The organism is Nocardia sp. NPDC005746 (genome assembly GCF_040630785.1).
GTDB lineage: Bacteria > Actinomycetota > Actinomycetes > Mycobacteriales > Mycobacteriaceae > Nocardia.
Genome location: NZ_JBEXYE010000001.1, coordinates 658,129 through 680,302 on the forward strand (window position 1 = coordinate 658,129; position 22,174 = coordinate 680,302).

Here is a 22,174-nt window from a genome sequence, read left to right on the forward strand (position 1 = left end):
GGTCCGTGAGGGAGCCGGGGCCGCGTCGCGGTCACGCTACTTCTGCGCCGACAGGCTGCTCAGCAGTCCACCGATCACCGGAATCGAACTGGCGCTGCCCGTTCCGCCATTTCCGGCGGTCGGCGGCGCGCAGGTCGTTCCGGCAGGAGCGGTCTGGACAACAGTCACGGTCGGGCCGTTCTCGCCGAAATTGGAGAGCCCCCGATCGGTGCTGTACGGCCACGCGCTGGTCATGAACTCTCCCGGAGCGGTCGGCGTCCACGTCGCCACGACATCCTTGCCCGCCACATACGGAGCCGTCGCGACGATATTGAACGTCGCATCGCCGGTCGCCCGCGTCTGGAACGCGAAAGCGTTCTGCCAGGGGACATTGCCGATCAGGACCGTGGCATCGGCGGCCGGCAGCGTCAACGTGTAGGTCGATCCGACGCAATAGGCCGTCGACGCCGAGATGGTCACCCCCTCGGCGGCCGCGGGCGCCGCCGTCGCAGCAATCGTGGCCACCGCCACCGCACCCGCTGCCGCGACAAAGCCGAGCCGCGGCCGGGCAAGCATCGCCATATTCATTTCTGCACTCCCCATTTGTCGAAAATCCCCCTGTGTCAAGGGGACTGGCGCAGCCTAGCGCAGCACGCCGACACGTCACCTCGCCCGGCGTAGGCCCTCGAACGCGTATCGTCCGGCCCCATGAGCACAGCCGCTGACACGACCGCCGTGACAAACCTGATCGCGCAGTACGCAGAACTGGTCGATGCCGGAGATTTCGCCGGAGTCGGCGCCTTGTTCGCGGAGGGTGAGTTCATCGGCGGCGGTGGCTCGATCCGAGGCAGCGCGGACGTGGAGCGGATGTTCCAGCGCATGGTGATCCGCTACGACGACGGCACCCCGCGCACGCACCACGTCACAACCAACATCGCCATCGAATTCGGCGACCCCGCGGATACGGCGACCTCGCGCGCCTACTTCACGGTCTTCCAAGCCCTCCCGGACCTGCCCCTCCAGGCCATCGCCACGGGCCGCTACCGCGACCGTTTCCACCTGCGCGACGGACAATGGAGATTCGCGGAGCGCCACGTCACCATGCACTTGACCGGCGACCTCAGCCGCCACCTCCGCCGCTGATCAACCCCGGAAAACACAAAACCCCCGGCTCTCGAAAGAGCCGGGGGCCGAGTTGTGTCTCAACCACACAGTCGGGGTGACAGGATTTGAACCTGCGACCTCTTCGTCCCGAACGAAGCGCGCTACCAAGCTGCGCCACACCCCGTGAAGTGAACCTGCAGTAGCTTAGCGCACCCGTTGTCCAGGTGTTAAATCGGCTGGTCAGGGGGCTAAAGGAGGCGGAAGGTGGCGAAGATTCCGCGGGCCGGATCGGGGGAGACGGAGCGGTCCACGCCGGTGTCGGCGACTATGACGAGGACCAGGGAGCCGCTGGCGGAACCGGCGCTCACCGCGTAGGTGAAGACGGAGAAGGTGGTGGCGCAGCCGGCGGGGGCGGTGGCGGCGGACAGGTCGGAGGTGGAGAGAAACATGGTGGTGCGCACATTGTTCGGGCAGTAGTCGATGCCCTCCTGGGCGAAACCGGCGGCGGGGATGTGGTCGGCGTCGGTGCCGTATCTGGTGGTGGAGAGGTCGACGGACCAGTCCTGGGGGACGTCCCAGGCGGCCTTCAGGTCCTTGGGGACCACCACCTGGTAGCCGGGGATGCGTGGGGTCAGGGTGGAGGCCGGGGCGGTCGTGGAGCTGCGCGGAGCGGTGGTGGTCGGTGCGGCCGACGACGGCGGAGTGGCGGAGTGGGGGTGGAGTCGGAATCGCGCAGGACGAACACGATCGCGGCGATGGCGACGATCGCCACCGCGACCGCGCCGATGGCCGCCAGCAGCCACAGGCGGCCACGATCACCGCGCGGGGGTGGATAGGTGCCGGGAAGAGGCGAGCCGAGGGCGACGGCGGCAGGGCCGGTGCCGTACGAATTCGCGCCCGGGGATTCGGGCCCGAGGCGTAGGGACTGGGTCCGGATGCGTACGGGTTGCGGCCGGACGCTTGGGGATTCGGTCCGGAGCCGTGCCGACTTCTCCCGGACACCTGGGGGCTCGGCTCGGAGGGGTGCCGGTTCGGCCCGGACGCTCGGGAGCTCGGTCCGGGGGCGTACGGATTCGATTCGGAAAGCTGGGGGCCCGCGCCGGAGGAGTGCGGGTTCGGTTCGGGGACAGGGGGATTCGGAGTCGGGCGATACGGCGGCCGCGGCGGGTCGGCGGGGCGGTCGTGGACCGGGCCCTGCCACCAATCACCGCTGGACGTCGTTCGATCCGGATCGTCGCCCTGGTCGTCGCGTTCTCCGCGCACCGCGGCCCCCTGTCCGACGAGTCGTGCCGCCTACTGGATCGGGCGGATGCTGGCGAGGATCTTCTTCGCCAAGGCCGCGTCCACCGCCTGCGCCACACCGGTATCGGCCGCGATCGTGAACACGAAAGCGCCGCTGTCACCGGGAAACGCGAAGGTGTAGATCGAGTAGGTCGACGCGCAACCCGCGGTCGACGGGATGGCTGTCCCCTTGGTCTCCAGGTAGACGCCCTGCAACTGTCCGTCCGAGGACTGGAACGACTCCGGCGCGCCCGGCGTGGTGCCGGTGGAGGTGGACCAGCCGATGCGGCCCAGGCGGGTCCCGATGTCGGTGGCGGCCTTGCCCGGATCGGTTTCGTCGGACTGGGTCAGGAAGACGTTGGTGCGCACGTTCTCCGGGCAGTAGTCGACGCCGTCCTGCGCCAGCCCGGCCACCGGCACGGAGTCCGAGCCCTTGCTGAACGAGTCCTGACCGGTGTGGTCCAGCTTCCAGCCCTGCGGAATGTCATAGGCCGCACCGTTGTTCGGGATGGTCACGACCTGATAGCCGGGAATCACCGCGCCCGGCGTACCGGTCGCCTTCGGCGCCGTGGTCTTGCCGGGCGTCGGCTTGCCCGAGGACGACGGCTTGGCGGTGGTCGAGGTGAGCGCGCTGATCAGCGACGGCGTCGTATTCGACTGGGCCGACGGCGAATTCGAGCCCTTGTTCACCAGCGCGACGATCCCCACCACCGCGACGATCGCCACCAGCAACGCGGCGAGACCGCCGAACAGCCAGCCGCGGCCCCTGCCGGCGCCCGGAGGCGGGGGATACGCCGGCTGTCGCCCGTAACCCGGCTGCTGACCGAATTCCGGCGGCCGGGTGAACGCCTGCGTCGGCGGATACTGCGGCGGCGGAACGTACTGCCCGGGCATCGGCGTGGTCGGCTGATACCCGGGCTGCGGCCACGGCTGACCCGGCGGTTGATTCTGCTGCGGCGCCGGATAATCCGGCTGCCAACCCTGCTCCTGCGCGGGCGGCGTGCCCTGCCACCAGTCCGGATTGGGCTCCGAACCGCCGGCCTCGTTGCGGTGGTTGTCTCCACTGGTCACGATGGCCCCCTACTGAACGACTACATACCGCGCTGTATATCGCGGCGGGAGCCCGGGGCAATATCGCCGCGGGACGATCAGCGTGCGACGGCCTCCGAGGACGCGGCCCGGCCGCGCCCCGACTCGGCCACCGGCTTCTTCGGCGGCGCGCCGACCAGCGTCAGCAGCGTCGCCTCCGGACGGCAGCAGAACCGGTACGGAGCCCACGGCGAGGTGCCCAGACCGGCCGACACGTGCAGCCGCGTGTGGGCGCCCCAGCGCGACGCGCCCTTCACCCGGGCCCGGTCGATCCCGCAGTTGGTCACCAGCGCGCCGAAACCGGGCACGCACAGCTGCCCGCCGTGGGTGTGGCCCGCCATCACCAGGTCGTAGCCGTCGGCCGCGAACCGGTCCAGCACCCGCGGCTCCGGCGAGTGGGTGAGCCCGATGCTCAAGTCCGCCAGCGGATTCGGCGCGCCCGCGACGGTCTCGTAGCGATCCCGCTTCAGGTGCGGGTCGTCCACGCCCGCGGTGGAGATCTTCACGCCCGCGACCTCGATATCGCGGCGCACGTGGGTCAGGTCCAGCCAGCCGCGCTCGGTGAACGCGGCCCGCATGTCCTGCCAGGGCAGCGGCTCGCCGTAGACGCGCTTGTGGTCCTTCTTGAAGTACTTGAGCGGGTTCTTCGGCACCGGCGCGAAGTAGTCGTTCGAGCCGAACACGAAAATGCCGGGGCGCGCGAGCAATCCGCCCAGCGACTGCACCACGGCGGGCACCGACTTCATGTGCGAGAGGTTGTCCCCGGTGTTCACCACCAGGTCCGGCTCCAGCCGATCCAGCTCACGTAGCCACGCCTGTTTCAACTGCTGGCCGGGCATCATGTGCAGGTCGCTGATGTGCAGCACCCGCAGCGACGGCTTGCCCGGTTCCAGCACGGGCAGCGTCGCCTCCCGCAGGGTGAAGGCGTTGCGCTCGATGAGCGTCGCGTATCCGATTCCGGCGACCGCGGCCCCGGCGGCTCCCAGGGCGGCACGGCTGAGGGCGGTGGTCGAGAAGACGGGCATTTGCCCAGAATAGGCGACCCGGCGGAGAAACATCGAGTCAAATGAGCTGGACCACGATAGAAGTCCCTCGTACCGTGTCGCTCATGTCGGAACTCAAAACCACGCTGCGCACGGATATGACCGCCGCGATGAAGAGCAAGGACGCGCTGCGCCTCGGCACCCTGCGGATGCTGCTGTCGGCGATCCAGAACGCCGAGGTCGCCGGACCCGAGGCGCGTGAGCTTTCCGACCCCGAGATCATCGCCGTCCTGCAGAAGGAGGCGAAGAAGCGCAACGAGGCCGCCGTGGTCTACGAGCAGGCCGGGCGTGGCGAGCTCGCCGCCAATGAGCGCGCCGAGGAATCGATCATCGACGAGTACCTGCCCACCCAGCTCACCGAGGCCGAGGTCGGCGATATCGCCGACACCGCCATCGCGCAGGTCGCCGAGCAGCTGGGCGAGCGGCCGGGCATGCGGCAGATGGGTCAGGTCATGAAGGCCGCGACCGCGCTGGCCGCCGGGCGCGCCGACGGCACCCGGATCTCCGCCGCCGTGAAGGCCCGCCTCTGAGACGGTCCGGACGGCGGTTCATGCGGTGCCGCTATTAATACGAAAGGCCCGGAGCGAATGACTCGCTCCGGGCCTTTCGTTCGCGGCTAGCGCGGGATGGGTATCGGGATCGGGATCGGCGGCAGCGCCGGGATCGTGATGCCCGGCAACCCCGGCACCGACGGCGGCGCGTTCGGCGGCGCCGTGACCGGCAGCTGACTGCCGTCGCTGACGTACATGGTGATCACCGAGCCGGGAATCGCCGACCCGTTGGGCGACACGTTCATGACCGTGCCCTTGCCCGCGCCCGGCTGGGTCACCACCGACACCTGGAAGCCCGCGCCGACCAGCGCCGCGTTGGCCTCGGCCTGCTGCATGCCGATCACGTCCGGAATCTGCGAGTTGTTCGATCCGCGCACGTACTTGTCGTCGACCGGCGGCAGCACGGCCGGCGGGAACCGGTCGAGCACGTTCTTCATCGCGCCCAGGTAGGTGCGGGCCGGCTCATTACCGCCGTACAGGTTTCCGCTGCCGCAGCTGCGCAGCGGGAACGAGCAGATCTCACCGGGCGTCGGGCTGTCGCCGTAGACGTAGGAGGCGCCGGCGAAACCGTTGGTGAAGGCAAGGAAGGCCGAGGACCGGTGACTCTCGGTGGTGCCGGTCTTCGCCGAGGTCGGAATGTTCCAGCCGACGGAATGCGCGGAACCGGCACCGGTGCCGCTCACCACGTCCTGGCCCAGCGCCACCGCGAGGGTATTGGCCAGACCCGGGTCGACCACCTGCTCACACGCCTGCTGGGTCAGCGGTACCTGCTTGCCGCTGCGGTCGATCACCTCGCGGATCGGGGTGGGCGGGCACCACTTGCCGCCGGAGGCCAGGGTGGCGGCCACATTCGACAGCTCCACCGGGTTGATCGCGACCGGTCCCAGGGTGAACGAGCCCAGGTTCTGGTCCTTGATCATGTCCGAGAGGCTCTGGTTCCCGTGGCCGGAGGTGCCGGGCAGGGTGTACGAGCGCATGCCGAGCCGGACGGCCATGTCCACGGTCGGGGCCACGCCGACGGCCTGGATCAGCTTGACGAAGGCCGTGTTCGGCGAGGTGGCCAGCGCCTCGGTCACCGACATCGAACCCTTGTAGGCGCCCGCGTTCTTCACGCAGTACGTCTCGGGCGGACAGCCGGGCGTGCCGGAGTTACCCATGCCCTTGGCGGAGAAGAACGCCGGAACATCGAGGGTGGCGTTGATGCCCAGGCCCTTCTCCATGGCCGCGGCCGTGGTGAAGATCTTGAAGATCGAGCCCGCGCCGTCGCCGACCATCGAGTACGGCTGCGGCTGCACGGTCTGGTGCGCGTTGGCGTCCAGGCCGTAGACCCGGCTCGAGCCCATGGCCAGCAGCGGATGCGAATCCTGGCCGGGCGCGATGATGTTCATGACCTCGGCGATGTCGTCGAGGTTCGGGTTGGTGTTGGCGGCCAGCGAGTCCCGCACCTGGTCCTGCACGGCCGGGTCCAGGGTGGTCTTGATCAGGTAGCCGCCCTTTTCCAGCTGATCGCGGCTGATGCCGGCATTGGTCAGGTACTGCATCGCGTAATCGCAGAAGAAGCCGCGGTCGTTGGCCGCGATGCAGCCGCGCGAGAGGCCCTTGGGCTCGGGCAGCACGCCCAGTCCCGTGTCCTTGGCCTTACGGAACTCCTCCGCCCGGCTGGGCACGTTCTGGATCAAGGTGTCGAGCACGGTGTTGCGGCGCTCCAGCACGCCCGTGGGGTTGGTGTACGGGTTCAGCTTGGAGCTGGACTGCACCATGCCGGCCAGCATGGCCGACTGCGTCATGGTCAGGTCCTTGGCGTCCACGCCGAAGTACGTCTGCGCGGCGTCCTGGATGCCGTAGGAGCCGTTGCCGAAGGGCACCAGGTTGAGATACCGGGTGAGGATCTCGTCCTTGGTGAGCCGCTTGTCCAGCGTCAGCGCCATGCGGATCTCACGGATCTTGCGGGCGGGGGTGGTCTCGGTGGCTGCCCGGCGCTCGGCGTCGGTCTTGGCCACCACCAGCAGCAGGTAGTTCTTCACGTACTGCTGGTCGAGGGTGGAACCACCCTGGGAGACCTGGCCGCCGGAGGTGTTGGTCAGGAAGGCCCGGAAGGTGCCCTGCCAGTCCACACCGTGGTGATCGGCGAAGCGCTTGTCCTCGACCGAGACCAGCGCCAGCTTCATGTTGTTGGAGATCTTGTCGCTGGGGACCTCGAAGCGGCGCTGCTCGTACAGCCAGGCGAAAGGCGTCCCATTGGTGTCCACCATGGTCGAGACCGCGGGCACGCTGCCCTCGACCAGTTCGGCGGAGACGTTGTCGACGGCGTCGGCTGCCCGGTTGGAGATGAACCCGAAGCCACCGGCCAACGGGAACAGCAATCCGGCCAGCAGCACGGCGGCCAAGACGCACGCGCCTGCCAGTCTCCAGAGCGTTCGTGTGATCGGCACGGGCCCTAGCCTAATTGGCCTTCCGGACACTCGGTGTTCGCCCGCCACGGGTGTCCTTTCGTCCTCAAAGGTACGGACTGACCGGTTCTTGGCAACGAATGCGTGGACGGACGTACCAGAAAATCTCGGGACGGTCTTGCGCAGCCGATACACGACTATCTAGATTGAGAACCCAGTGTGATAGAGCTAACACTCAAAGTGGAATGTGGTGCAGAACGCAGTGGGGTTGGGTAACTGCGCGCTGCACTCGCGATTCTGGAGCGCCGTGACCCGGTGTTCGGACTGCAAAGGGGCACACCAAATGCACATGACTACCCCGATCGCTCGATTGGACGTGGAGCAGGCCGAAGCGAGAATCGCCTGGGTTTCCCAGGCCCGATGCAAGGAAGTGGATCCCGACCAGCTGTTCGTGCGTGGCGCGGCACAGCGCAAGGCCGCAACCATCTGCCGGCACTGCCCGGTGCTGATGGAGTGCGGCGCTGACGCCCTCGACAACCGAGTCGAGTTCGGTGTGTGGGGCGGTATGACCGAGCGGCAGCGCCGTGCGCTGCTGAAGCAGCACCCGGAGGTGACGAGCTGGGCGGACTTCTTCCGCGTCCAGCGATCACAGAAGGTAGCGATGTAAGCGAGTATCCCTTACCTAGATCCCCCCTATAAGCAGAACGGATCGAGCCCGCGGGAGCGGGCTCGATCCGTGTCCGGGGTCGGATCGGGCATTTCAAACCAAAGGGTCGAAATCCGGAATCGAGCCGAGGGCTCGGCGGGTTCGCGTCAGGCGGGCTTGGCGCCGGCCTCGACGAGCTGATCACCGACGGCGCGCAGCGCCTCCAGATCGGCCACCTCGAAGGGCAGCGCGGTGACGGCCACGATGGGCACGCTCGGGTGGGCGCCCGTGAACCGGTGCAGCAGATGCTGTTCCCGCTTGGCGGTGGCGGCCCGATGGGCGTGGATGCGCAGCACCGCGGCCGCGAGCGCCTCCGGCGTCTCCGCCTCGGGTTCCGGCGTCGCGCCGTTCTCGGGCTCCGGGACCAGGCGATCCGCCGCGACCTGCGCCTGCTCGCCGGACAGCGAGCTCAGGACCGGGTGGGTGCGGTTGAGCACCAGTCCGGCCATCGGCATCTTGTCGGTCGAGAGCCGATCCACGAAGAAGCTGGCCTCGCGCAGCGCGTCCGGTTCGGCCGCGGCCACCACCAGGAAGTGGGTGCCCGGGCGGGACAGCATCGCGTAGGTGCGGTCGGCCCGATCCTGGAAGCCGCCGAACATGGATTCCAGTGACTGCAAGAAGACACTGGCGTCTTTGAGAAGCTGGCCCCCGACGATGGTCGAGACCCCGCGCAGCGCCAGGCTCATCGCGCCCGCGACGAACTTCCCGACGCCGCGGCCCGGGGCCATGATGACCCGGATCATCTTGCCGTTGAGGAAGTTGCCCAGCCGCTTCGGCGCGTCCAGAAAGTCCAGGGCGTTCCGCGAGGGCGGGGTGTCGACCACGATCAGGTCCCACTCCCGCTTGGCCGCGAGCTGGCCCAGCTTCTCCATCGCCATGTACTCCTGCGTGCCACCGAAGGAGGACGCGACGGTCTGATAGATCGGATTGGCGAAGATCTGCTCGGCCTTGTCCGGGGTGGTGTGCTCGAGCACCATGTCGTCGAAGGTGCGGCGCATGTTCAGCATCATGGCGAACAGTTCGCCCTTGGCCTCGGGCCCGAGCTCGACCTTCTGCGGCACATTGCCCAGATCGCTGACGCCCAGTGACTGGGCCAGGCGGCGGGCCGGGTCGATGGTCAGCACCACGACCTTGCGGCCGGTCTCGGCCGCGCGCAGCGCGATGGCCGCGGCCGTGGTGGTCTTGCCGACGCCGCCGGAACCGCAGCACACCACGATCCGTGCCGACGGGTCGGCGATGATCTTCGAGACATCCAGGGGCACAGTGCCTGCCGGAACGACCATGACTAGCGAACCCCCTGCGCGCTCAAGACTTCGGCGAGCTCGTAGAGCCCGCCCAGATCCATGCCGTCGGTGAGCGACGGCAGGTACAGCCGCGAGATGTCGAGCTGGGACAGCTCGGCGGCGCTCTCGTCCTGGGCGGCCAGGCGCGCGGAGTGCTCGACGGTCTCGGCGACCAGGCCCTGGAAATCGGCCTCGGACAAGGTGACTCCGGCCTCGGCGAGCCCGGCCTTCAGGGCGTCGACGTCGACCTCGCCGAGGGCGGCGCGTTCGCGCACGGTGCGCGGCAGGTAGCCCTCGCCGGCCCGGTTCACGATGACCGTGCCGATGTTCAGGTCGTTGGCGGTGAGTTCGGCGACGGCGTCGGCGGTCTCCTGCACCGGCAGCGCCTCCAGCAGCGTGACCAGGTGGATCATGGTCTGCTCGGAGTGCAGCAGCTTGGACACGCCCTCGGCCTGCGCGGCGATCGGCCCGCCGCCGGCGATGTCGGCCATGGCCTGGGTGACGTCCAGGAAGCTGGCGATCCGGCCGGTCGGGGGCGCGTCGATGACGATCTCGTCGTAGGCGGGCTTGCCGGACTTGTCGGCCCGCACCGCGCATTCCTTGATCTTGCCGGTGAGGATGACGTCCCGCAGGCCCGGCGCGATGGTGGTGACGAACTCGATGGCCCCGACCCGGCGCATGGCCCGGCCGGCGAAGCCGAGGTTGTAGAACATGTCGAGGTATTCCAGGAAGGCGTGCTCGACGTCGAGGGCCAGCGCCATCACCTCGCCGCCGCCGTCCGCGGTGGCGATGCGAGTCTCGGTGGGCGGCAAGGGCGGCAGATCGAACAGCTGCGCGATGGACTGTCTGCCCTCGACCTCGACCAGCAGCACCCGGCGCCCCCCGGCGGCCAGTGCCAGCGCGAGCGCCGCGGCGACCGTCGACTTCCCGGTGCCCCCCTTCCCGGATACGTAATGCAGGCGGGCCTTGTCTGCCCGCTCCGGCCAACCTGCTTCGACCCCCGGCTCAACCGAAACGGGCACTGCTATCGGTACTCCCACGCTCGCGAGCCTATAACCCGTTCCGAGTTCCTGCCCACAGGCACGACAAACTGTCTGATACACCACTTCTGGTTCGCGGACCGCCTCGGCCTGGACCGCGTCTTGATGGACCTCCGCCTCGGAGCGGGGAGCGAAGCGGACGAGTGGAGGAGGGTGAGGCCGAGGTTACGAGGGCCGTGAACAGCCGGGGCGACACGGAGGCAGATGGGGTGCGGCACTGCGGGAACCCCGCCGGGGCTACTCTCAGCCCATGAGTGAAGTGACCGTGTGGGAGTACGCGACGGTGCCCCTGTTGACCCATGCCACCAAGGCCATCCTCGACCAGTGGGGTTCCGACGGCTGGGAACTCGTCACCGTGCTGCCCGGACCGACCGGTGAACAGCACGTCGCCTACCTGAAGCGGGCGAAGAGCTGATGACCTGGGCCGAGAACCTGAAGGAGCTCGGGCTTGAACTGCCGGTCGCGCCGAAGCCGGTCGCGGTGTACGTGCCGGGCGTCCGGACCGGCAATTACGTCTACACCTCCGGCCAGCTGCCGTTCGTCAACGGCGAACTGCCGCTGACCGGCAAGCTCGGTGCCGAGATCACCATCGAGCAGGGCGCGGAGCTGGCCAAGCTGGCCGCGCTCAACGCGCTCGCGGTGGTGCACGACCTGGTCGGCCTCGACAATGTCGTGCGCATCGTCAAGGTGGTCGGCTTCGTGGCCTCGGCAGCCGGTTTCAACAGCCAGCCGCTGGTCATCAACGGCGCGTCCGAGCTGCTGGGCGCGGTCCTCGGCGAGGCCGGGGTGCACGCCCGCTCGGCGGTCGGCGTCAACGAGCTGCCGCTCGACACCCCGGTCGAGGTGGAGCTCATCGCCGAAGTGCGATAACCCCCCACTGAAATCCTTTGGGGCACAGTAGAAAGCGTGATGCGTCCAACACTGGACGCATCACGCGCGGTGCATTAGGACGGAACAGTATGACGCTCACCCACCCCGCGTACGAACAACTGCGGCAAGTGACTCCGTCCGCCGCCGTCGTCCTGGCCGACAACCCCAGCGGAATGACGTTGCAGGGCACCAACACCTGGCTGCTCCGCGCCCCCGGCGCCACGGAATATGTTGTGGTGGACCCGGGTCCGAAGGATCGCAAGCACACCGAGGCGCTGGTCCGCGCGACCGGCGGTGAGATCGCGCTGACGCTGATCACCCACGAGCACGCGGATCACACCGACGGCATCGACCACCTGGTGAAGGCCACCGGAACCCCGGTGCGCGCCAAGGGCTCCGAATTCCTGCGCGGCTCGGGCACGGTCCTGGCCGACGGGGAGGTCATCGAGGCGGCCGGGGTGCGCATCACCGTGCTCGCCACCCCCGGTCACACCGGGGATTCGCTGAGTTTTCTGGTCGACGGCCCGGACGGCGAGCGGGTCCTGCTCACCGGTGACACCGTCCTGGGGAGTGGGACCACGGTCCTCGAATCCTCCGACGGCGCGCTGGCCGCGTATCTGGATTCGCTGAATCGCCTGGTGTCGGTGGCCCCCGGCCGCACCCTGCTCCCGGCGCACGGCCCGGACCATCCGGATGCCGAACCGGTCATTCGCTACTACATCGCGCACCGCGAGGAGCGCCTCAACCAGGTGCGTGCGGCGCTGGAGAAGCTGGGCCCCAACGTCAAAGCCCTGCAGATCGTCGCCGAGGTCTACGCCGATGTCGACAAGCGGCTCTGGCCCGCGGCGCACAGTTCGGTGAAAGCCCAGCTGGCCTACCTGCGTTCGCAGGGCTAGGCACACAGGTCGCACGGCTGGGCGCACGGGTCGCAGGGCTGGGCGCACGGAAACGCGAAAGGATCGGGCACCGCTACGGAGGTGATGCCCGATCCTTTCCGCGTATTCGTTTGTCCGTCTCGCGTCAGCGAGCGCGGCGCGCCAGCCGCTCCGAGTCGGAGATCAGCACGCTCTTGCCCTCGAGCCGCAGCCAGCCGCGGTGCGCGAAGTCGGCCAGGGCCTTGTTCACGGTTTCGCGGGAGGCGCCGACCAGCTGGGCGATCTCTTCCTGGGTCAGGTCGTGGGTCACGCGCAGGGCGCCCGCTTCCTGGGTGCCGAAGCGCTGGGCGAGCTGCAGCAGCGCCTTGGCGACACGACCCGGCACGTCGGTGAAGATCAGGTCGGCCAGGTTGTTGTTGGTGCGCCGCAGGCGGCGGGCGAGCACCCGCAGCAGCTGCTCGGCGATCTCCGGACGCTGGTCGATCCACGCCTTGAGCGCGTCCCGGTCCATGGTGACGGCTCTGACCTCGGTGACGGTGGTGGCCGTCGAGGTGCGCGGGCCCGGGTCGAAGATCGAGAGCTCGCCGAACATGTCGGACGGGCCCATGATCGTCAGCAGGTTCTCCCGGCCGTCGGGGGAGCGGCGGCCGATCTTCACCTTGCCCGAGGTGATGATGTACAGCCGGTCGCCGGGCTCACCCTCGTTGAAGATGACGTGGCCGCGCGGAAAATCAACGGGCTGTAGTTGTTTGGCGAGAGCGGCCACCGCGGTGGGCTCGACGCCTTGGAAGATGCCTGCTCTGGCGAGGGCCTCGTCCACGAATGTGCTCCTTATGGGAAATGGCTCTGTCCTGGACCGAAACGACTCGGCCGACAGTGCAGTCTACTTTGCATTACCGCCGGGTAGTGATAGACACCACGCGCCGAGCTGATACTCGGATACGCGGAGCCCAGTACGCGACACACAACGCAACGTGCGACACGCTTCACACGAATCTACGACACGCCGTGAGACCGGCGTCATGAAGATCGTAAAAAGTGGTCCGGGGCTCGAAGCCACCGGACCACTCGACCGCCGACCCGCCCGGGTCAGCTGGCCTGTGCGACGTCCATTCCCTTGGCCGCGGGCCGGGCCCGTCGGGGCCGCGCGGCGGCGGCCGGCAATCCCAGCTTGGTCAGATCGCTGACCTCGGCATTCGTGGCTCGATCAAGGTACTGCTGAACCTCCGGGTCGGGTTCGAGCAACTTGCGCAGTCGATTCTCGACCCGTTCCATCACCAACGCGAACAGCATCAGCGCTATCGGAAACAGCACCACAGCGAGTCCTTGCATAGGCAGCAGTAAACACGCCAAAGGTCTCAGATGGAACACGGCAGGTCCGCTGGCCGGTTGTGACGTAGTGCTGGTTCCGTAAGGTGGACGCGTGCGTGTCACTGAATCCAACGCGGCCCTGAGCGGGGCAGACCCGGATAATTCGGGCCTCGCGACAGCGAAATCGGACGCTGCCACGGTTCCTGCCGAGGCCGCGGTCGGTGTCGCGGATGCGCCATCGTTCACGCGCCCGGCCAAAGCGCGCAAGCGCGACAAAGAGACTCGGACCGGCCTGGTCAGGCGCGCGCGGCGGATGTATCGGGAAATGACACGGGAGTTCCCCGACGCGCACTGTGAGCTTGATTTCACTACGCCGCTCGAATTGGCGGTCGCCACAATTCTTTCCGCGCAGTGCACCGATGTGCGGGTGAACCAGACCACACCGGCATTGTTCGTGAAGTACCGCAGCGCACGCGATTACGCCGAGGCCAATCGCGCCGAGCTGGAGGAGTACATCCGGCCCACCGGCTTCTATCGGAACAAGGCCAATTCGCTGATCGGGCTCGGGCAGGAACTGGTCGAGCGATTCGACGGGGAACTGCCGAGCACCCTGGACGAACTGGTCACCCTGCCGGGGATCGGGCGCAAGACCGCGAATGTCGTCCTCGGCAATGCCTTCGGGGTCCCCGGCATCACCGTCGACACCCACTTCGGGCGACTGGTACGGCGCTGGGGCTGGACCGCCGAGGAGGATCCGGTCAAGGTAGAGCATGCCGTCGGCGCGCTGATCGAGCGCCGCGACTGGACCATGCTCTCGCACCGGGTGATCTTCCACGGCCGCCGCGTCTGCCATGCCCGCAAGCCCGCGTGCGGCGCCTGCCTGCTGGCCAACGACTGCCCCTCCTTCGGGACCGGCCCAACCGATCCGGCCGAGGCCGCCAAACTCGTGAAGGGCCCGGAGACCGAGCACCTTCTCGAACTGGTCGGCCTGTGAGCGCCGAGGCGACGCGGGGCAACATCTGGTGGCGCTGGGTCCTGGTGGCGGTGATCGTCGCCGTGGCGGCCGTCGTCGCGCTGTGGCCGCAGCTCACCCGCACCGATGACAAGAGCACCGCCACCGGGTCGACCACCGCCCCCGCCGAACCGGCGGTCGCCGAGGCCGATCGGGCCGCGGCCGCGCTGGCTTCCTGCCCGCAGCCCACCGGCGCGGCCGTCGGTGACACCCCGCTGCGCGGCATCACCCTGGACTGCCTGGCCGACGGCAAGCCCGTGGACCTGGTCACGGCGCTGGCGGGCAAGCCCGCGCTGATCAACCTGTGGGCCTACTGGTGCGGCCCGTGCGCGGAGGAACTGCCGCTGCTGCAACAGTTCTCGCAGCAGGCGGGGACCGCTCTCACGGTGCTGACCGTGCACAGCGATCCCGGCACCGGCAAGGCGCTGTCGCGGCTGAGCGGGCTGGGCATCCACCTGCCGGGTGTGGTGGATCCGAACTCCAAGGTCCGCGCCGCGGTCGGCGCGCCCGCCGTGCTGCCGATCTCGGTGCTGTTGCGCGCGGACGGCACCGTTGCCAAAGTCGTGGTGCGCCCGTTCCGCAGCGTCGAGGACATTTCCGATACCGTCGCGGCCGAATTGGGAGTCCGGGCGTGAGCGCGGCCGGTCCGCGGTGGTTTTCGGTGAGGGTGTGGTGATGAGACTCGAGGCGTCCAGCAATGGGATTCCGGCCTGGCTGCGCGGGGTGGCCGAGCACGATCCGGCCGACCCCACCGGCGTGAACCCGGTCCTGCGCCGCAGTGCCATGCGGCGGTTCGCCGCGGCCGCGACCCGGCCCCGGGACGCGGCCGTGCTGGTGCTGTTCGGCGGTTCCCCGGAGGCGGATCCCGATGCGCCGGGCGGGCTTCCGGCCGACGCCGACGTACTGCTCACCCAGCGTGCCGCCACCCTGCGACAGCACAGCGGCCAGGTGGCGTTCCCCGGCGGCGGGGTGGAGCCGCAGGACGACGGCCCGATCGGCACCGCCCTGCGCGAGGCCAACGAGGAGACCGGCCTGGATCCGGCGAGCGTGGAGCCGCTCGCGGTGCTGCCCAAGATCTTCGTGCCGCCGTCGCGGTTCGATGTGACCCCGGTGGTCGCCTATTGGCGCACGCCCGGCGCGGTAGGTGTGGTGAGCGAGACCGAGGCGGCCCGTGTGGCGCGGGTGCCGGTGAGGGAGCTCATCGACCCGGCCAATCGTTTCGTGGTGCGGCATCCGCTGGGCTATATGGGCCCGGCGTTCACCGTGGACGGAATGCTGGTGTGGGGGTTCACCGCCGGCGTGCTCGCCGGACTGCTGGCGGTATCCGGGTGGGAACACGAATGGGACCATCACGATGTACGTGATCTGCAGGCCTCGCTGGCCGCGGTAGGGATGACATTATGAGCGCCTCTGGCTGGCTCGACCTCGGCATCATCATTCTGGCGTTGCTCGCGGCCACCTCCGGGTGGCGGCAGGGCGCGGTCGCCTCGGCGCTCGCCTTCCTGGGCGTCATCCTTGGCGCGGTGGCCGGAATCCTGATCGCGCCGCACATTCTGAAGCACCTCAGCGAGGGGCGGACGCGGGTGCTGGTGGGCGTGCTGCTCATCGTGGCGCTGGTGATCATCGGCGAGGTCGCGGGCATGGTGATCGGGCGGGCCGCGCGCGGCGGCATGCGGGATCCGTTCACCCGCAGCGTGGACAGCGTGGTGGGCGCGGGCCTGCAGGCGGTGGCGGTGCTGGCCACCGCGTGGCTGCTGGCGCTGCCGCTGACCAACTCCTCGCAGCCGGGCATCGCGGCCGCGGTCACCAACTCCCAGGTGCTGCGCAATGTCGACCACGTCGCGCCGGACTGGCTGCGCCGGGTGCCGACCGACTTCTCCAACCTGCTCAACACCTCCGGGCTGCCGGATGTCATCGGCCCGTTCGGGCATGTCCCGATCACCGCGGTGGAGCCGCCCGACGCCAGCGTGCTGCAGTTGCCCATCGCCCAGCAGTTGCAGGGCAGCGTGCTGCGCATCCGCGGCATCGCGCCCAGTTGCCAACGGCAGCTGGAGGGTTCGGGCTTCGTGGTGGCCCCCGAGCGGGTCATGACCAACGCCCACGTGGTGGCGGGCACCAACAGCGTCAGCGTGGACACCGCGCGCGGCCCGCTCCCGGCGACCGTGGTGCTCTTCGATTCGCAGAAGGACGTCGCGATCCTCGCGGTGCCGGGCCTCAATGCCCAGCCGTTGGCGCTGGCCCCGAAGGACGCCGGCACGGGCGAGAGCTCCATCGTGCTCGGCTACCCGGGCGGCGGGCGCTACACGGCCAGCGCGGCCCGGGTGCGCGAGACGCTGAACCTCAAGGGCCCCAACATCTACCGCGACGCCGATGTCAAGCGCGAGGTGTACACCATCCGTGGTCAGGTCCGGGCCGGTAACTCGGGCGGTCCGCTGGTGGACACCGACGGCCGGATCCTGGGCGTGGTGTTCGGCGCGGCCGTCACCGACGACGACACCGGGTACGTGCTGACCCTCGACGAGGTGAAGCCGGAACTGGATACGGCGTCGAGCCAGACGACGGCCGTCGGCACCGGCAGCTGCGTGCTGAGCTGATCGAGACCGAAAGCGGCCCCCGGCGACAGGATTCGCCGGGGGCCGCTTCGGTGGGCGGGCCGGTCAGGCCAGCATTTTCGCGATCTCCGCGGTCACCGGTTCCGGATTCTCCTGGTGCGCATAGTGACCCGCGCCGGGAATCTCGACCAGCCGCCGCTCCGGCGACAGCTGCGGTCCCCGGTGGATGGTGCTCGGCAGGATGTAGGGGTCGCGGTCGCCGTACATCGCCAGTGTCGGCACCCGTACGGGCTCGCTCATGGCGGCCATGAATCGCCGTCCGTCGGGCCGCCATTGGCTGCGGAAGGCCCAGCGCTGGTATTCCAGCCCGCAATGCGCGGCGCCGGGGATCCGGATGGCGGTGCGCATGCGGCGGGCGGTGTCGGCGAATTCCTCGGTGGCCGAGAACCGTTCGCTGACCCGGTCGCGCAGCAGCAGTTCGATCTCGATGCCGTCGTCGCGGGTGAGCCGGTGCTCGGGCAGGCGCGGCAGCTGGTAGCGCAGGAAGCCGGGCAGCCAGGACGAGCGTTGCGCGTCGTCGCGCAGCACGGCCCGCTTCAGCGCCACCGGGTGCGGGGAGCTGATCAGGGCGATGGACCGCACCACCCGGGGGTGCAGGACCGCGGTGGCCCAGCACACCAGCCCGCCCTCGGCGTGCCCGACCAGGGTGGCCTCGGTGTGCCCGAGGGCCCGGACCAGTCCGGCCACGTCACCGGCGAGGGTCCAGCCGTCGTAGCCGCGCGGCGGCTTGTCGGTGTCGCCGTAGCCGCGCAGGTCCACCGCGACGGTGCGGTAGCCGCGCGCGGCCAGTCCGGTCAGCTGATGCCGCCACGACCACCAGAAATCGCCGAAACCGTGCAGCAGCAGCACCAGCGGCGCGCTGGTTCCGGGCTGGGCGGGTTCGGGCGCGGCCTCGACGACGTGGAAGCGAATGCCGTTGGCGCGCACGTCGCGATGGGTCCACGGCCCGTCATAGCGGACTGCGGACGGATCCGGCTGCGATTTCGACGACACGCCGAAGGAGCGTAATCGAAGGTCTAGGCCCGGGGCTTGCCGACTTCGGCGGAGCCGAATTTATCGGTACTGCCGACGGTGGCGTCCACCGAGTGCTCGTCGGAGTGGCTGAAGCTGCTCGACAGCAGCGTCTGGGTCTCCTTCAGCGAGCCGATGGTCTTCTCCGGCGCGCGCAGTTTGCGCACCTTGAGGTAGCCGAGCAGCGCGAACGCCGCGACCGCCGCGATCATCAGCAGGAACACCACCAGGAACGCGGCCCAGCGGTACAGCCACACGTCGAGCAGTTCGGCGAGGAAGAAGAAAAAGAAGAAGGAGCTGAACAGCAGGATGGTCAGCGCCAGGATGAAGAAGACGCTGCCCTGCAGGCCCTTCTTGATCTCGCCGGTGACCTCGGTCTTGGCGAGCTCCACCTCGGCGCGCACCAGGGTCGACATCTGCTCGGTGGCGTCGCGGACCAGACTGCCGATGGTGGCCGACTGATGGGCGTCGATATCGGACAACGGAATCGAGGTGACGGTGCGGGTGCGGTTCCCGTCGTAGCCGTTACCGCCCTGTGTGAAGCTCAATTGCTCGACCCTTCTCCATGTCCCGGTAGTACGTTCCGGTGTCACTCTTGACTTTGCAGTGCGCGCTCGTCACGTCGTGCCTGGTGAGCACGGCCACGACGCAACAGTAGCGCCGAACCGGCCAGGGAAGCCGTCAAAGACGTGAGCAACACAGCCGCTTTCGCGAGTTCTGCCGCCGACCCGTCGCCGACGTCTTCCAAGGCCAGTTCTGCCACCAAGAGGCTAACGGTGAAGCCGATCGCGCCCAGTACCGACAGGGCGAACATGTCCCGATACCCGAGATCCCCCGGTCGTTCGGCGATCCTCAACCGCACGGCGAGCCAACTGAATCCGAAGATACCGACTGTCTTGCCGACCAGCAGACCCAGGATGATGGCCAGCGACATCCGGTTGGTGAACAGCTTCGACAGCACGGCCGAATCCAGCGGGACGCCGGAGGCGAACAGCGCGAACAGCGGCACGCACAGCGCCGCGGAGATGGGCTGGAAGAAGTGCTCGAGCCGGGCCGCGGGCACGCAGTGCTCGTCCTCGCCGGGATCCGGGCGCACCCGGGTGAGCAGGCCGCACGCGACGCCCGCCAGCGTGGCGTGAATCCCGGCCTCGTGCAGGGTGTACCAGGACAGCAGGCCCAGCGGCACATAGAGGAACGGGGTGCCGATCCGGAACCGCTGGCCCAGCGCCCAGCCCGCGAAGCACAGGACGGCGATCAGCAGCCACAGCATCTTCAGGGTGGTGGTGAACAGCACCGCGATCAGGATGATGGCGATCAGGTCGTCCACCACGGCCAGGCTGAGCAGGAACACCCGGGCGCCGGCCGGGATCCGCGACCCCGTCATGGCCAGCACGGCCAGCGCGAAGGCGATGTCGGTGGCCACCGGGATGGCCCAGCCGCGATCCATGCCCTCCACGCCGTGCCCGACCACCATGGCGATGATCGCGGGCATGATCACGCCGCCGACGGCGGCCACGATGGGCAGGGTGGCGCGTTTGCGATCGGCGAGCTCGCCGATCACCAGCTCGCGTTTGAGCTCCAGTCCGGCGACGAAGAAGAAGACGGCGAGCAGGCCGTCCTTGGTCCAGTCGGCCAGCGTGAGGTCCAGGTGGAGGGCGGGAATCGCGAGCTTGGTCTCGACCATGGTGGTGTAGCTCGCGCCCCACGGTGAGTTGACCCAGATGAGCGCGCTCGCCGCGGCGATGAGAAGGAGTGCGCCACCGAAGGTTTCGGTTCTCAGATAGCGCGTGAGCTCCGATCGGACCTGAGCGATCACCGGGTGCACCTTTCAGCCGTGCGTTCGACAGAACAGCGGCGTGCACACCACTGACGGGATCATCGGCACAACCGCATGCCGACCAGACTTCCCGGCACACCTTTTTGCGCAATTCTAACGGTTTGCCTGGAACTTCTTGACCATCCCACGGCAGCGAGGCCCCCCGATCAGCGATCGGAGGGCCTCGCGCGGGGTGCTACCGGTTACGCCTTGCCGGCCCGGATGGCCTCGAAGACGTTGGGGTCCACCAGGGTTGAGGTGTCGCCCAGTTCGCGGCCCTCGGCCACGTCGCGCAGCAGGCGGCGCATGATCTTGCCCGAGCGGGTCTTGGGCAGCTCCGGCACCACGTGGATCTCCCGCGGGCGCGCGATGGGGGAGATCTCGCGGGAGACCTCGGCCTTGAGCTCGGTGATCAGATCCGCACCGGTGTCCTTGGCCTCGGCGGTCAGGATCACGAACGCCACGATGCCCTGGCCGGTGGTGTCGTCGGACGCGCCGACCACCGCCGCCTCGGCCACGCCCGAGTGCCCGACCAGCGCGGACTCCACCTCGGCGGTCGAGATGCGGTGGCCCGACACGTTCATCACGTCGTCGACGCGGCCGAGCACCCACAGGTCCCCGTCCTTGTCGAGCTTGGCGCCGTCGCCGGCGAAGTACCAGCCCTTCTCGGCGTAGCGGGACCAGTAGGTGTCCGCATAGCGCTCGTTGTCGCCCCAGATGCCGCGCAGCATGGACGGCCACGGCTCGTCGAGCACCAGGTACCCGTTGGCCTCGGTCTCGCCCAGCTGGACCGGATTGCCCTCCTCGTCAACCACTTTCGCGGAGATACCGGGCAGCGGGGTCATGGCCGCGCCCGGCTTGGCCGCGGTGACGCCGGGCAGCGGGGAGATCATGATGGCGCCGGTCTCGGTCTGCCACCAGGTGTCCACGATGGGAGTTCGGTTGCCGCCCACCACATCCCGGTACCAGCGCCAGGCCTCCGGGTTGATCGGCTCGCCGACCGAGCCCAGCAGCCGCAGGCTCGACAGGTCGTGCGCGTCCGGGATCTCGCGGCCCCACTTCATGAAGGTGCGGACCAGCGTCGGCGCCGTGTAATAGATGCTGACGCCGTACTTCTCGATGATCTGCCAGTGCCGGTGCTCGTCCGGGAAGTTCGGGGTGCCCTCGTAGACGATCTCGGTGGCGCGGTTGGCCAGCGGGCCGTACACGATGTAGCTGTGCCCGGTCACCCAGCCGATGTCGGCGGTGCACCAGTACACGTCCTGGCCGGGGTTGTGGTCGAACACCTGGTGGTGGGTGTACGCCGCCTGGGTCAGGTAGCCGCCGGAGGTGTGCAGGATGCCCTTGGGCTTCCCGGTGGTGCCGGAGGTGTAGAGGATGAACAGCGGGTGCTCGGCGTCGAAGGCCTGTGCCTCGTGCTCGGGGGAGGACAGCGCGACCGTCTCGTCCCACCACAGGTCGCGGCCCTCGGTCATCTCGGTGTCGAGGCCGGTGCGGCGCACCACGAGCACGTGCTCGACGGTCGACTCGCCCTCGGCGAGCGCCTCGTCCACGGCCGCCTTGAGCGGCGCCGCGGCACCGCGCCGCCACTGGCCGTCGGTGGTGATGACCAGCTTGGCCGCGGCGTCGTCGACGCGCTGGCGCAGGGCGCTGGGCGAGAAGCCCGCGAACACCACCGAATGGGTCAGGCCCAGGCGGGCGCACGCCAGCATCGACACGATGGCCTCGGGGACCATCGGCATGTAGATGGCGACCCGATCGCCGGCGACCAGGCCGAGACCGGTCAGGTAGTTGGCGGCCTTCGACACCTCGGCCAGCAGGTCGGCGTAGGTGAGGTCGCGGGAATCGCCCGGCTCGCCCTCCCAGTGGATGGCGACCTGATCGCCGTGCCCGTCGAGCACGTGCCGGTCCACACAGTTGTAGGCGACGTTCAGCTTGCCGTCGGCGAACCACGTGGCGAAGGGGGCGTCGGTCCAGTCCAGCACCTGGGTGAACGGCTGATGCCAGTGCAGGCGGCGCGCCTGCTCGGCCCAGAAGCCCTCCCGGTCGGACTGCGATCGAGCATAAAGAGAGGCGTCGCCATTGGCGGCGGCCGCGAACTCAGCGCTGGGCGGATAGGCATCCAGGTGGTCTGCGGATGTCTCGGTCATCTCGTCTCTTCTTCTCTCGCGTGCAAGCCGCGTGGGTGACGACGGCCACGT

23 protein-coding genes and 1 tRNA gene are annotated in these 22,174 nt (G+C 68.8%); 10 read left to right on the forward strand and 14 right to left on the reverse strand.

Going from position 1 to position 22,174, the window contains the following annotated elements; all coding sequences use genetic code 11:
* Positions 1–36: 36 nt before the first annotated feature.
* Positions 37–567 (reverse strand): hypothetical protein, encoded by a 531-nt coding sequence (locus ABZ412_RS02985; protein ID WP_357275550.1) that lies wholly within the window; start codon positions 565–567, stop codon positions 37–39.
* A 120-nt stretch (positions 568–687) separates the two neighbouring features.
* Between ABZ412_RS02985 and ABZ412_RS02990 the strand changes: the two genes are divergently transcribed.
* A complete protein-coding gene (locus ABZ412_RS02990; protein WP_357275552.1) occupies positions 688–1,122 on the forward strand; it encodes a nuclear transport factor 2 family protein in 435 nt (144 codons plus the stop codon).
* Between the two features lie 71 nt (positions 1,123–1,193).
* On the opposite strand, the gene ABZ412_RS02995 is transcribed toward ABZ412_RS02990, so the two are convergent.
* The 4 genes from ABZ412_RS02995 to ABZ412_RS03010 form a co-directional block, all read right to left on the reverse strand.
* Positions 1,194–1,267: transfer RNA gene (locus ABZ412_RS02995), tRNA-Pro, on the reverse strand.
* 64 nt (positions 1,268–1,331) lie between these two features.
* Positions 1,332–1,691 (reverse strand): hypothetical protein, encoded by a 360-nt coding sequence (locus ABZ412_RS03000; protein WP_357275555.1) that lies wholly within the window; start codon positions 1,689–1,691, stop codon positions 1,332–1,334.
* 685 nt (positions 1,692–2,376) lie between these two features.
* Positions 2,377–3,435, reverse strand: coding sequence for a hypothetical protein (locus tag ABZ412_RS03005; protein ID WP_357275557.1), 1,059 nt, complete (start codon positions 3,433–3,435; stop codon positions 2,377–2,379).
* 77 nt (positions 3,436–3,512) lie between these two features.
* Positions 3,513–4,478, reverse strand: coding sequence for a metallophosphoesterase (locus ABZ412_RS03010; RefSeq protein ID WP_357275560.1), 966 nt, complete (start codon positions 4,476–4,478; stop codon positions 3,513–3,515).
* 83 nt (positions 4,479–4,561) lie between these two features.
* Between ABZ412_RS03010 and ABZ412_RS03015 the strand changes: the two genes are divergently transcribed.
* Positions 4,562–5,026, forward strand: a complete 465-nt coding sequence (locus ABZ412_RS03015; RefSeq protein WP_357087687.1) for a GatB/YqeY domain-containing protein — start codon at positions 4,562–4,564, stop codon at positions 5,024–5,026.
* Between the two features lie 86 nt (positions 5,027–5,112).
* On the opposite strand, the gene ABZ412_RS03020 is transcribed toward ABZ412_RS03015, so the two are convergent.
* The gene (locus ABZ412_RS03020) at positions 5,113–7,479 is read right to left on the reverse strand and encodes a penicillin-binding protein (protein ID WP_357275563.1); all 2,367 of its coding nucleotides are present in this window, start codon (positions 7,477–7,479) and stop codon (positions 5,113–5,115) included.
* A gap of 301 nt (positions 7,480–7,780) precedes the next feature.
* Between ABZ412_RS03020 and ABZ412_RS03025 the strand changes: the two genes are divergently transcribed.
* Positions 7,781–8,104: a WhiB family transcriptional regulator gene (locus ABZ412_RS03025; protein ID WP_033089817.1), complete on the forward strand. Its 324-nt coding sequence runs from the start codon at positions 7,781–7,783 to the stop codon at positions 8,102–8,104.
* Positions 8,105–8,250: 146 nt separating this feature from the next.
* On the opposite strand, the gene ABZ412_RS03030 is transcribed toward ABZ412_RS03025, so the two are convergent.
* Positions 8,251–9,426, reverse strand: a complete 1,176-nt coding sequence (locus ABZ412_RS03030) for an ArsA family ATPase (RefSeq protein WP_357275565.1) — start codon at positions 9,424–9,426, stop codon at positions 8,251–8,253.
* A 2-nt stretch (positions 9,427–9,428) separates the two neighbouring features.
* Positions 9,429–10,448, reverse strand: a complete 1,020-nt coding sequence (locus ABZ412_RS03035) for an ArsA-related P-loop ATPase (protein ID WP_357275568.1) — start codon at positions 10,446–10,448, stop codon at positions 9,429–9,431.
* A gap of 268 nt (positions 10,449–10,716) precedes the next feature.
* On the opposite strand from ABZ412_RS03035, the gene ABZ412_RS03040 reads away from it, so the two are divergent.
* The 3 genes from ABZ412_RS03040 to ABZ412_RS03050 all read left to right on the forward strand — a co-directional run bounded on the left by ABZ412_RS03040 (position 10,717) and on the right by ABZ412_RS03050 (position 12,232).
* A complete protein-coding gene (locus ABZ412_RS03040) occupies positions 10,717–10,881 on the forward strand; it encodes a DUF4177 domain-containing protein (RefSeq protein WP_213558954.1) in 165 nt (54 codons plus the stop codon).
* Entirely contained in the window at positions 10,881–11,336 is a 456-nt protein-coding gene (locus ABZ412_RS03045; RefSeq protein WP_357275570.1) for a RidA family protein, read from the forward strand. The genes ABZ412_RS03040 and ABZ412_RS03045 overlap by 1 nt, the downstream gene beginning before the upstream one ends.
* Positions 11,337–11,425: 89 nt before the next feature.
* Positions 11,426–12,232: an MBL fold metallo-hydrolase gene (locus ABZ412_RS03050; protein ID WP_357275572.1), complete on the forward strand. Its 807-nt coding sequence runs from the start codon at positions 11,426–11,428 to the stop codon at positions 12,230–12,232.
* A 124-nt stretch (positions 12,233–12,356) separates the two neighbouring features.
* Here ABZ412_RS03050 and ABZ412_RS03055 read toward each other — a convergent pair whose 3' ends face one another.
* Complete coding sequence (locus ABZ412_RS03055) at positions 12,357–13,031, reverse strand: Crp/Fnr family transcriptional regulator (protein WP_019044571.1); 675 nt, start codon at positions 13,029–13,031, stop codon at positions 12,357–12,359.
* Positions 13,032–13,300: 269 nt separating this feature from the next.
* On the reverse strand, positions 13,301–13,528 hold the full coding sequence (locus ABZ412_RS03060; RefSeq protein WP_081986109.1) for a hypothetical protein: 228 nt from the start codon (positions 13,526–13,528) through the stop codon (positions 13,301–13,303).
* A gap of 307 nt (positions 13,529–13,835) precedes the next feature.
* On the opposite strand from ABZ412_RS03060, the gene nth reads away from it, so the two are divergent.
* From nth to ABZ412_RS03080, 4 genes are read left to right on the forward strand one after another with little or no spacing between them, the layout of a single operon-like run.
* Entirely contained in the window at positions 13,836–14,516 is a 681-nt protein-coding gene (gene nth / locus ABZ412_RS03065) for an endonuclease III (RefSeq protein WP_357275950.1), read from the forward strand.
* The gene (locus ABZ412_RS03070; RefSeq protein WP_357275575.1) at positions 14,513–15,169 is read left to right on the forward strand and encodes a TlpA disulfide reductase family protein; all 657 of its coding nucleotides are present in this window, start codon (positions 14,513–14,515) and stop codon (positions 15,167–15,169) included. Before nth ends, ABZ412_RS03070 begins: the two co-directional genes overlap by 4 nt.
* Positions 15,170–15,209: 40 nt before the next feature.
* Positions 15,210–15,938, forward strand: a complete 729-nt coding sequence (locus ABZ412_RS03075) for a CoA pyrophosphatase (RefSeq protein ID WP_357275577.1) — start codon at positions 15,210–15,212, stop codon at positions 15,936–15,938.
* Positions 15,935–17,128 carry a MarP family serine protease gene (locus ABZ412_RS03080; protein WP_357275580.1) on the forward strand — a complete coding sequence of 398 codons (1,194 nt, stop codon included), beginning with the start codon at positions 15,935–15,937 and terminating at the stop codon, positions 17,126–17,128. Before ABZ412_RS03075 ends, ABZ412_RS03080 begins: the two co-directional genes overlap by 4 nt.
* A gap of 63 nt (positions 17,129–17,191) precedes the next feature.
* Here the strand turns inward: ABZ412_RS03080 and ABZ412_RS03085 are convergent, their stop codons facing one another.
* The 4 genes from ABZ412_RS03085 to acs all read right to left on the reverse strand — a co-directional run bounded on the left by ABZ412_RS03085 (position 17,192) and on the right by acs (position 22,123).
* The gene (locus ABZ412_RS03085) at positions 17,192–18,139 is read right to left on the reverse strand and encodes an alpha/beta hydrolase (RefSeq protein ID WP_357275583.1); all 948 of its coding nucleotides are present in this window, start codon (positions 18,137–18,139) and stop codon (positions 17,192–17,194) included.
* Positions 18,140–18,162: 23 nt separating this feature from the next.
* Positions 18,163–18,705 (reverse strand): phage holin family protein, encoded by a 543-nt coding sequence (locus ABZ412_RS03090; protein WP_357275585.1) that lies wholly within the window; start codon positions 18,703–18,705, stop codon positions 18,163–18,165.
* A 41-nt stretch (positions 18,706–18,746) separates the two neighbouring features.
* Positions 18,747–19,973, reverse strand: coding sequence for a Na+/H+ antiporter NhaA (gene nhaA / locus ABZ412_RS03095; protein ID WP_357275588.1), 1,227 nt, complete (start codon positions 19,971–19,973; stop codon positions 18,747–18,749).
* Between the two features lie 203 nt (positions 19,974–20,176).
* Positions 20,177–22,123, reverse strand: coding sequence for an acetate--CoA ligase (gene acs / locus ABZ412_RS03100; RefSeq protein WP_357275589.1), 1,947 nt, complete (start codon positions 22,121–22,123; stop codon positions 20,177–20,179).
* Positions 22,124–22,174: the final 51 nt, after the last annotated feature.

Bases quoted from the DNA above. Each gene is read 5' to 3' on its own strand.
- ABZ412_RS02985 (WP_357275550.1), bottom strand. From the start codon at position 567: ATGAATATGGCGATGCTTGCCCGGCCGCGGCTCGGCTTTGTCGCGGCA.
- ABZ412_RS02990 (WP_357275552.1), top strand. From the start codon at position 688: ATGAGCACAGCCGCTGACACGACCGCCGTGACAAACCTGATCGCGCAG.
- ABZ412_RS03010 (WP_357275560.1), bottom strand. From the start codon at position 4,478: ATGCCCGTCTTCTCGACCACCGCCCTCAGCCGTGCCGCCCTGGGAGCC.
- ABZ412_RS03015 (WP_357087687.1), top strand. From the start codon at position 4,562: ATGTCGGAACTCAAAACCACGCTGCGCACGGATATGACCGCCGCGATG.
- ABZ412_RS03025 (WP_033089817.1), top strand. From the start codon at position 7,781: ATGCACATGACTACCCCGATCGCTCGATTGGACGTGGAGCAGGCCGAA.
- ABZ412_RS03030 (WP_357275565.1), bottom strand. From the start codon at position 9,426: ATGGTCGTTCCGGCAGGCACTGTGCCCCTGGATGTCTCGAAGATCATC.
- ABZ412_RS03040 (WP_213558954.1), top strand. From the start codon at position 10,717: ATGAGTGAAGTGACCGTGTGGGAGTACGCGACGGTGCCCCTGTTGACC.
- ABZ412_RS03045 (WP_357275570.1), top strand. From the start codon at position 10,881: ATGACCTGGGCCGAGAACCTGAAGGAGCTCGGGCTTGAACTGCCGGTC.
- ABZ412_RS03050 (WP_357275572.1), top strand. From the start codon at position 11,426: ATGACGCTCACCCACCCCGCGTACGAACAACTGCGGCAAGTGACTCCG.
- nth (WP_357275950.1), top strand. From the start codon at position 13,836: ATGTATCGGGAAATGACACGGGAGTTCCCCGACGCGCACTGTGAGCTT.
- ABZ412_RS03075 (WP_357275577.1), top strand. From the start codon at position 15,210: ATGAGACTCGAGGCGTCCAGCAATGGGATTCCGGCCTGGCTGCGCGGG.
- ABZ412_RS03080 (WP_357275580.1), top strand. From the start codon at position 15,935: ATGAGCGCCTCTGGCTGGCTCGACCTCGGCATCATCATTCTGGCGTTG.
- acs (WP_357275589.1), bottom strand. From the start codon at position 22,123: ATGACCGAGACATCCGCAGACCACCTGGATGCCTATCCGCCCAGCGCT.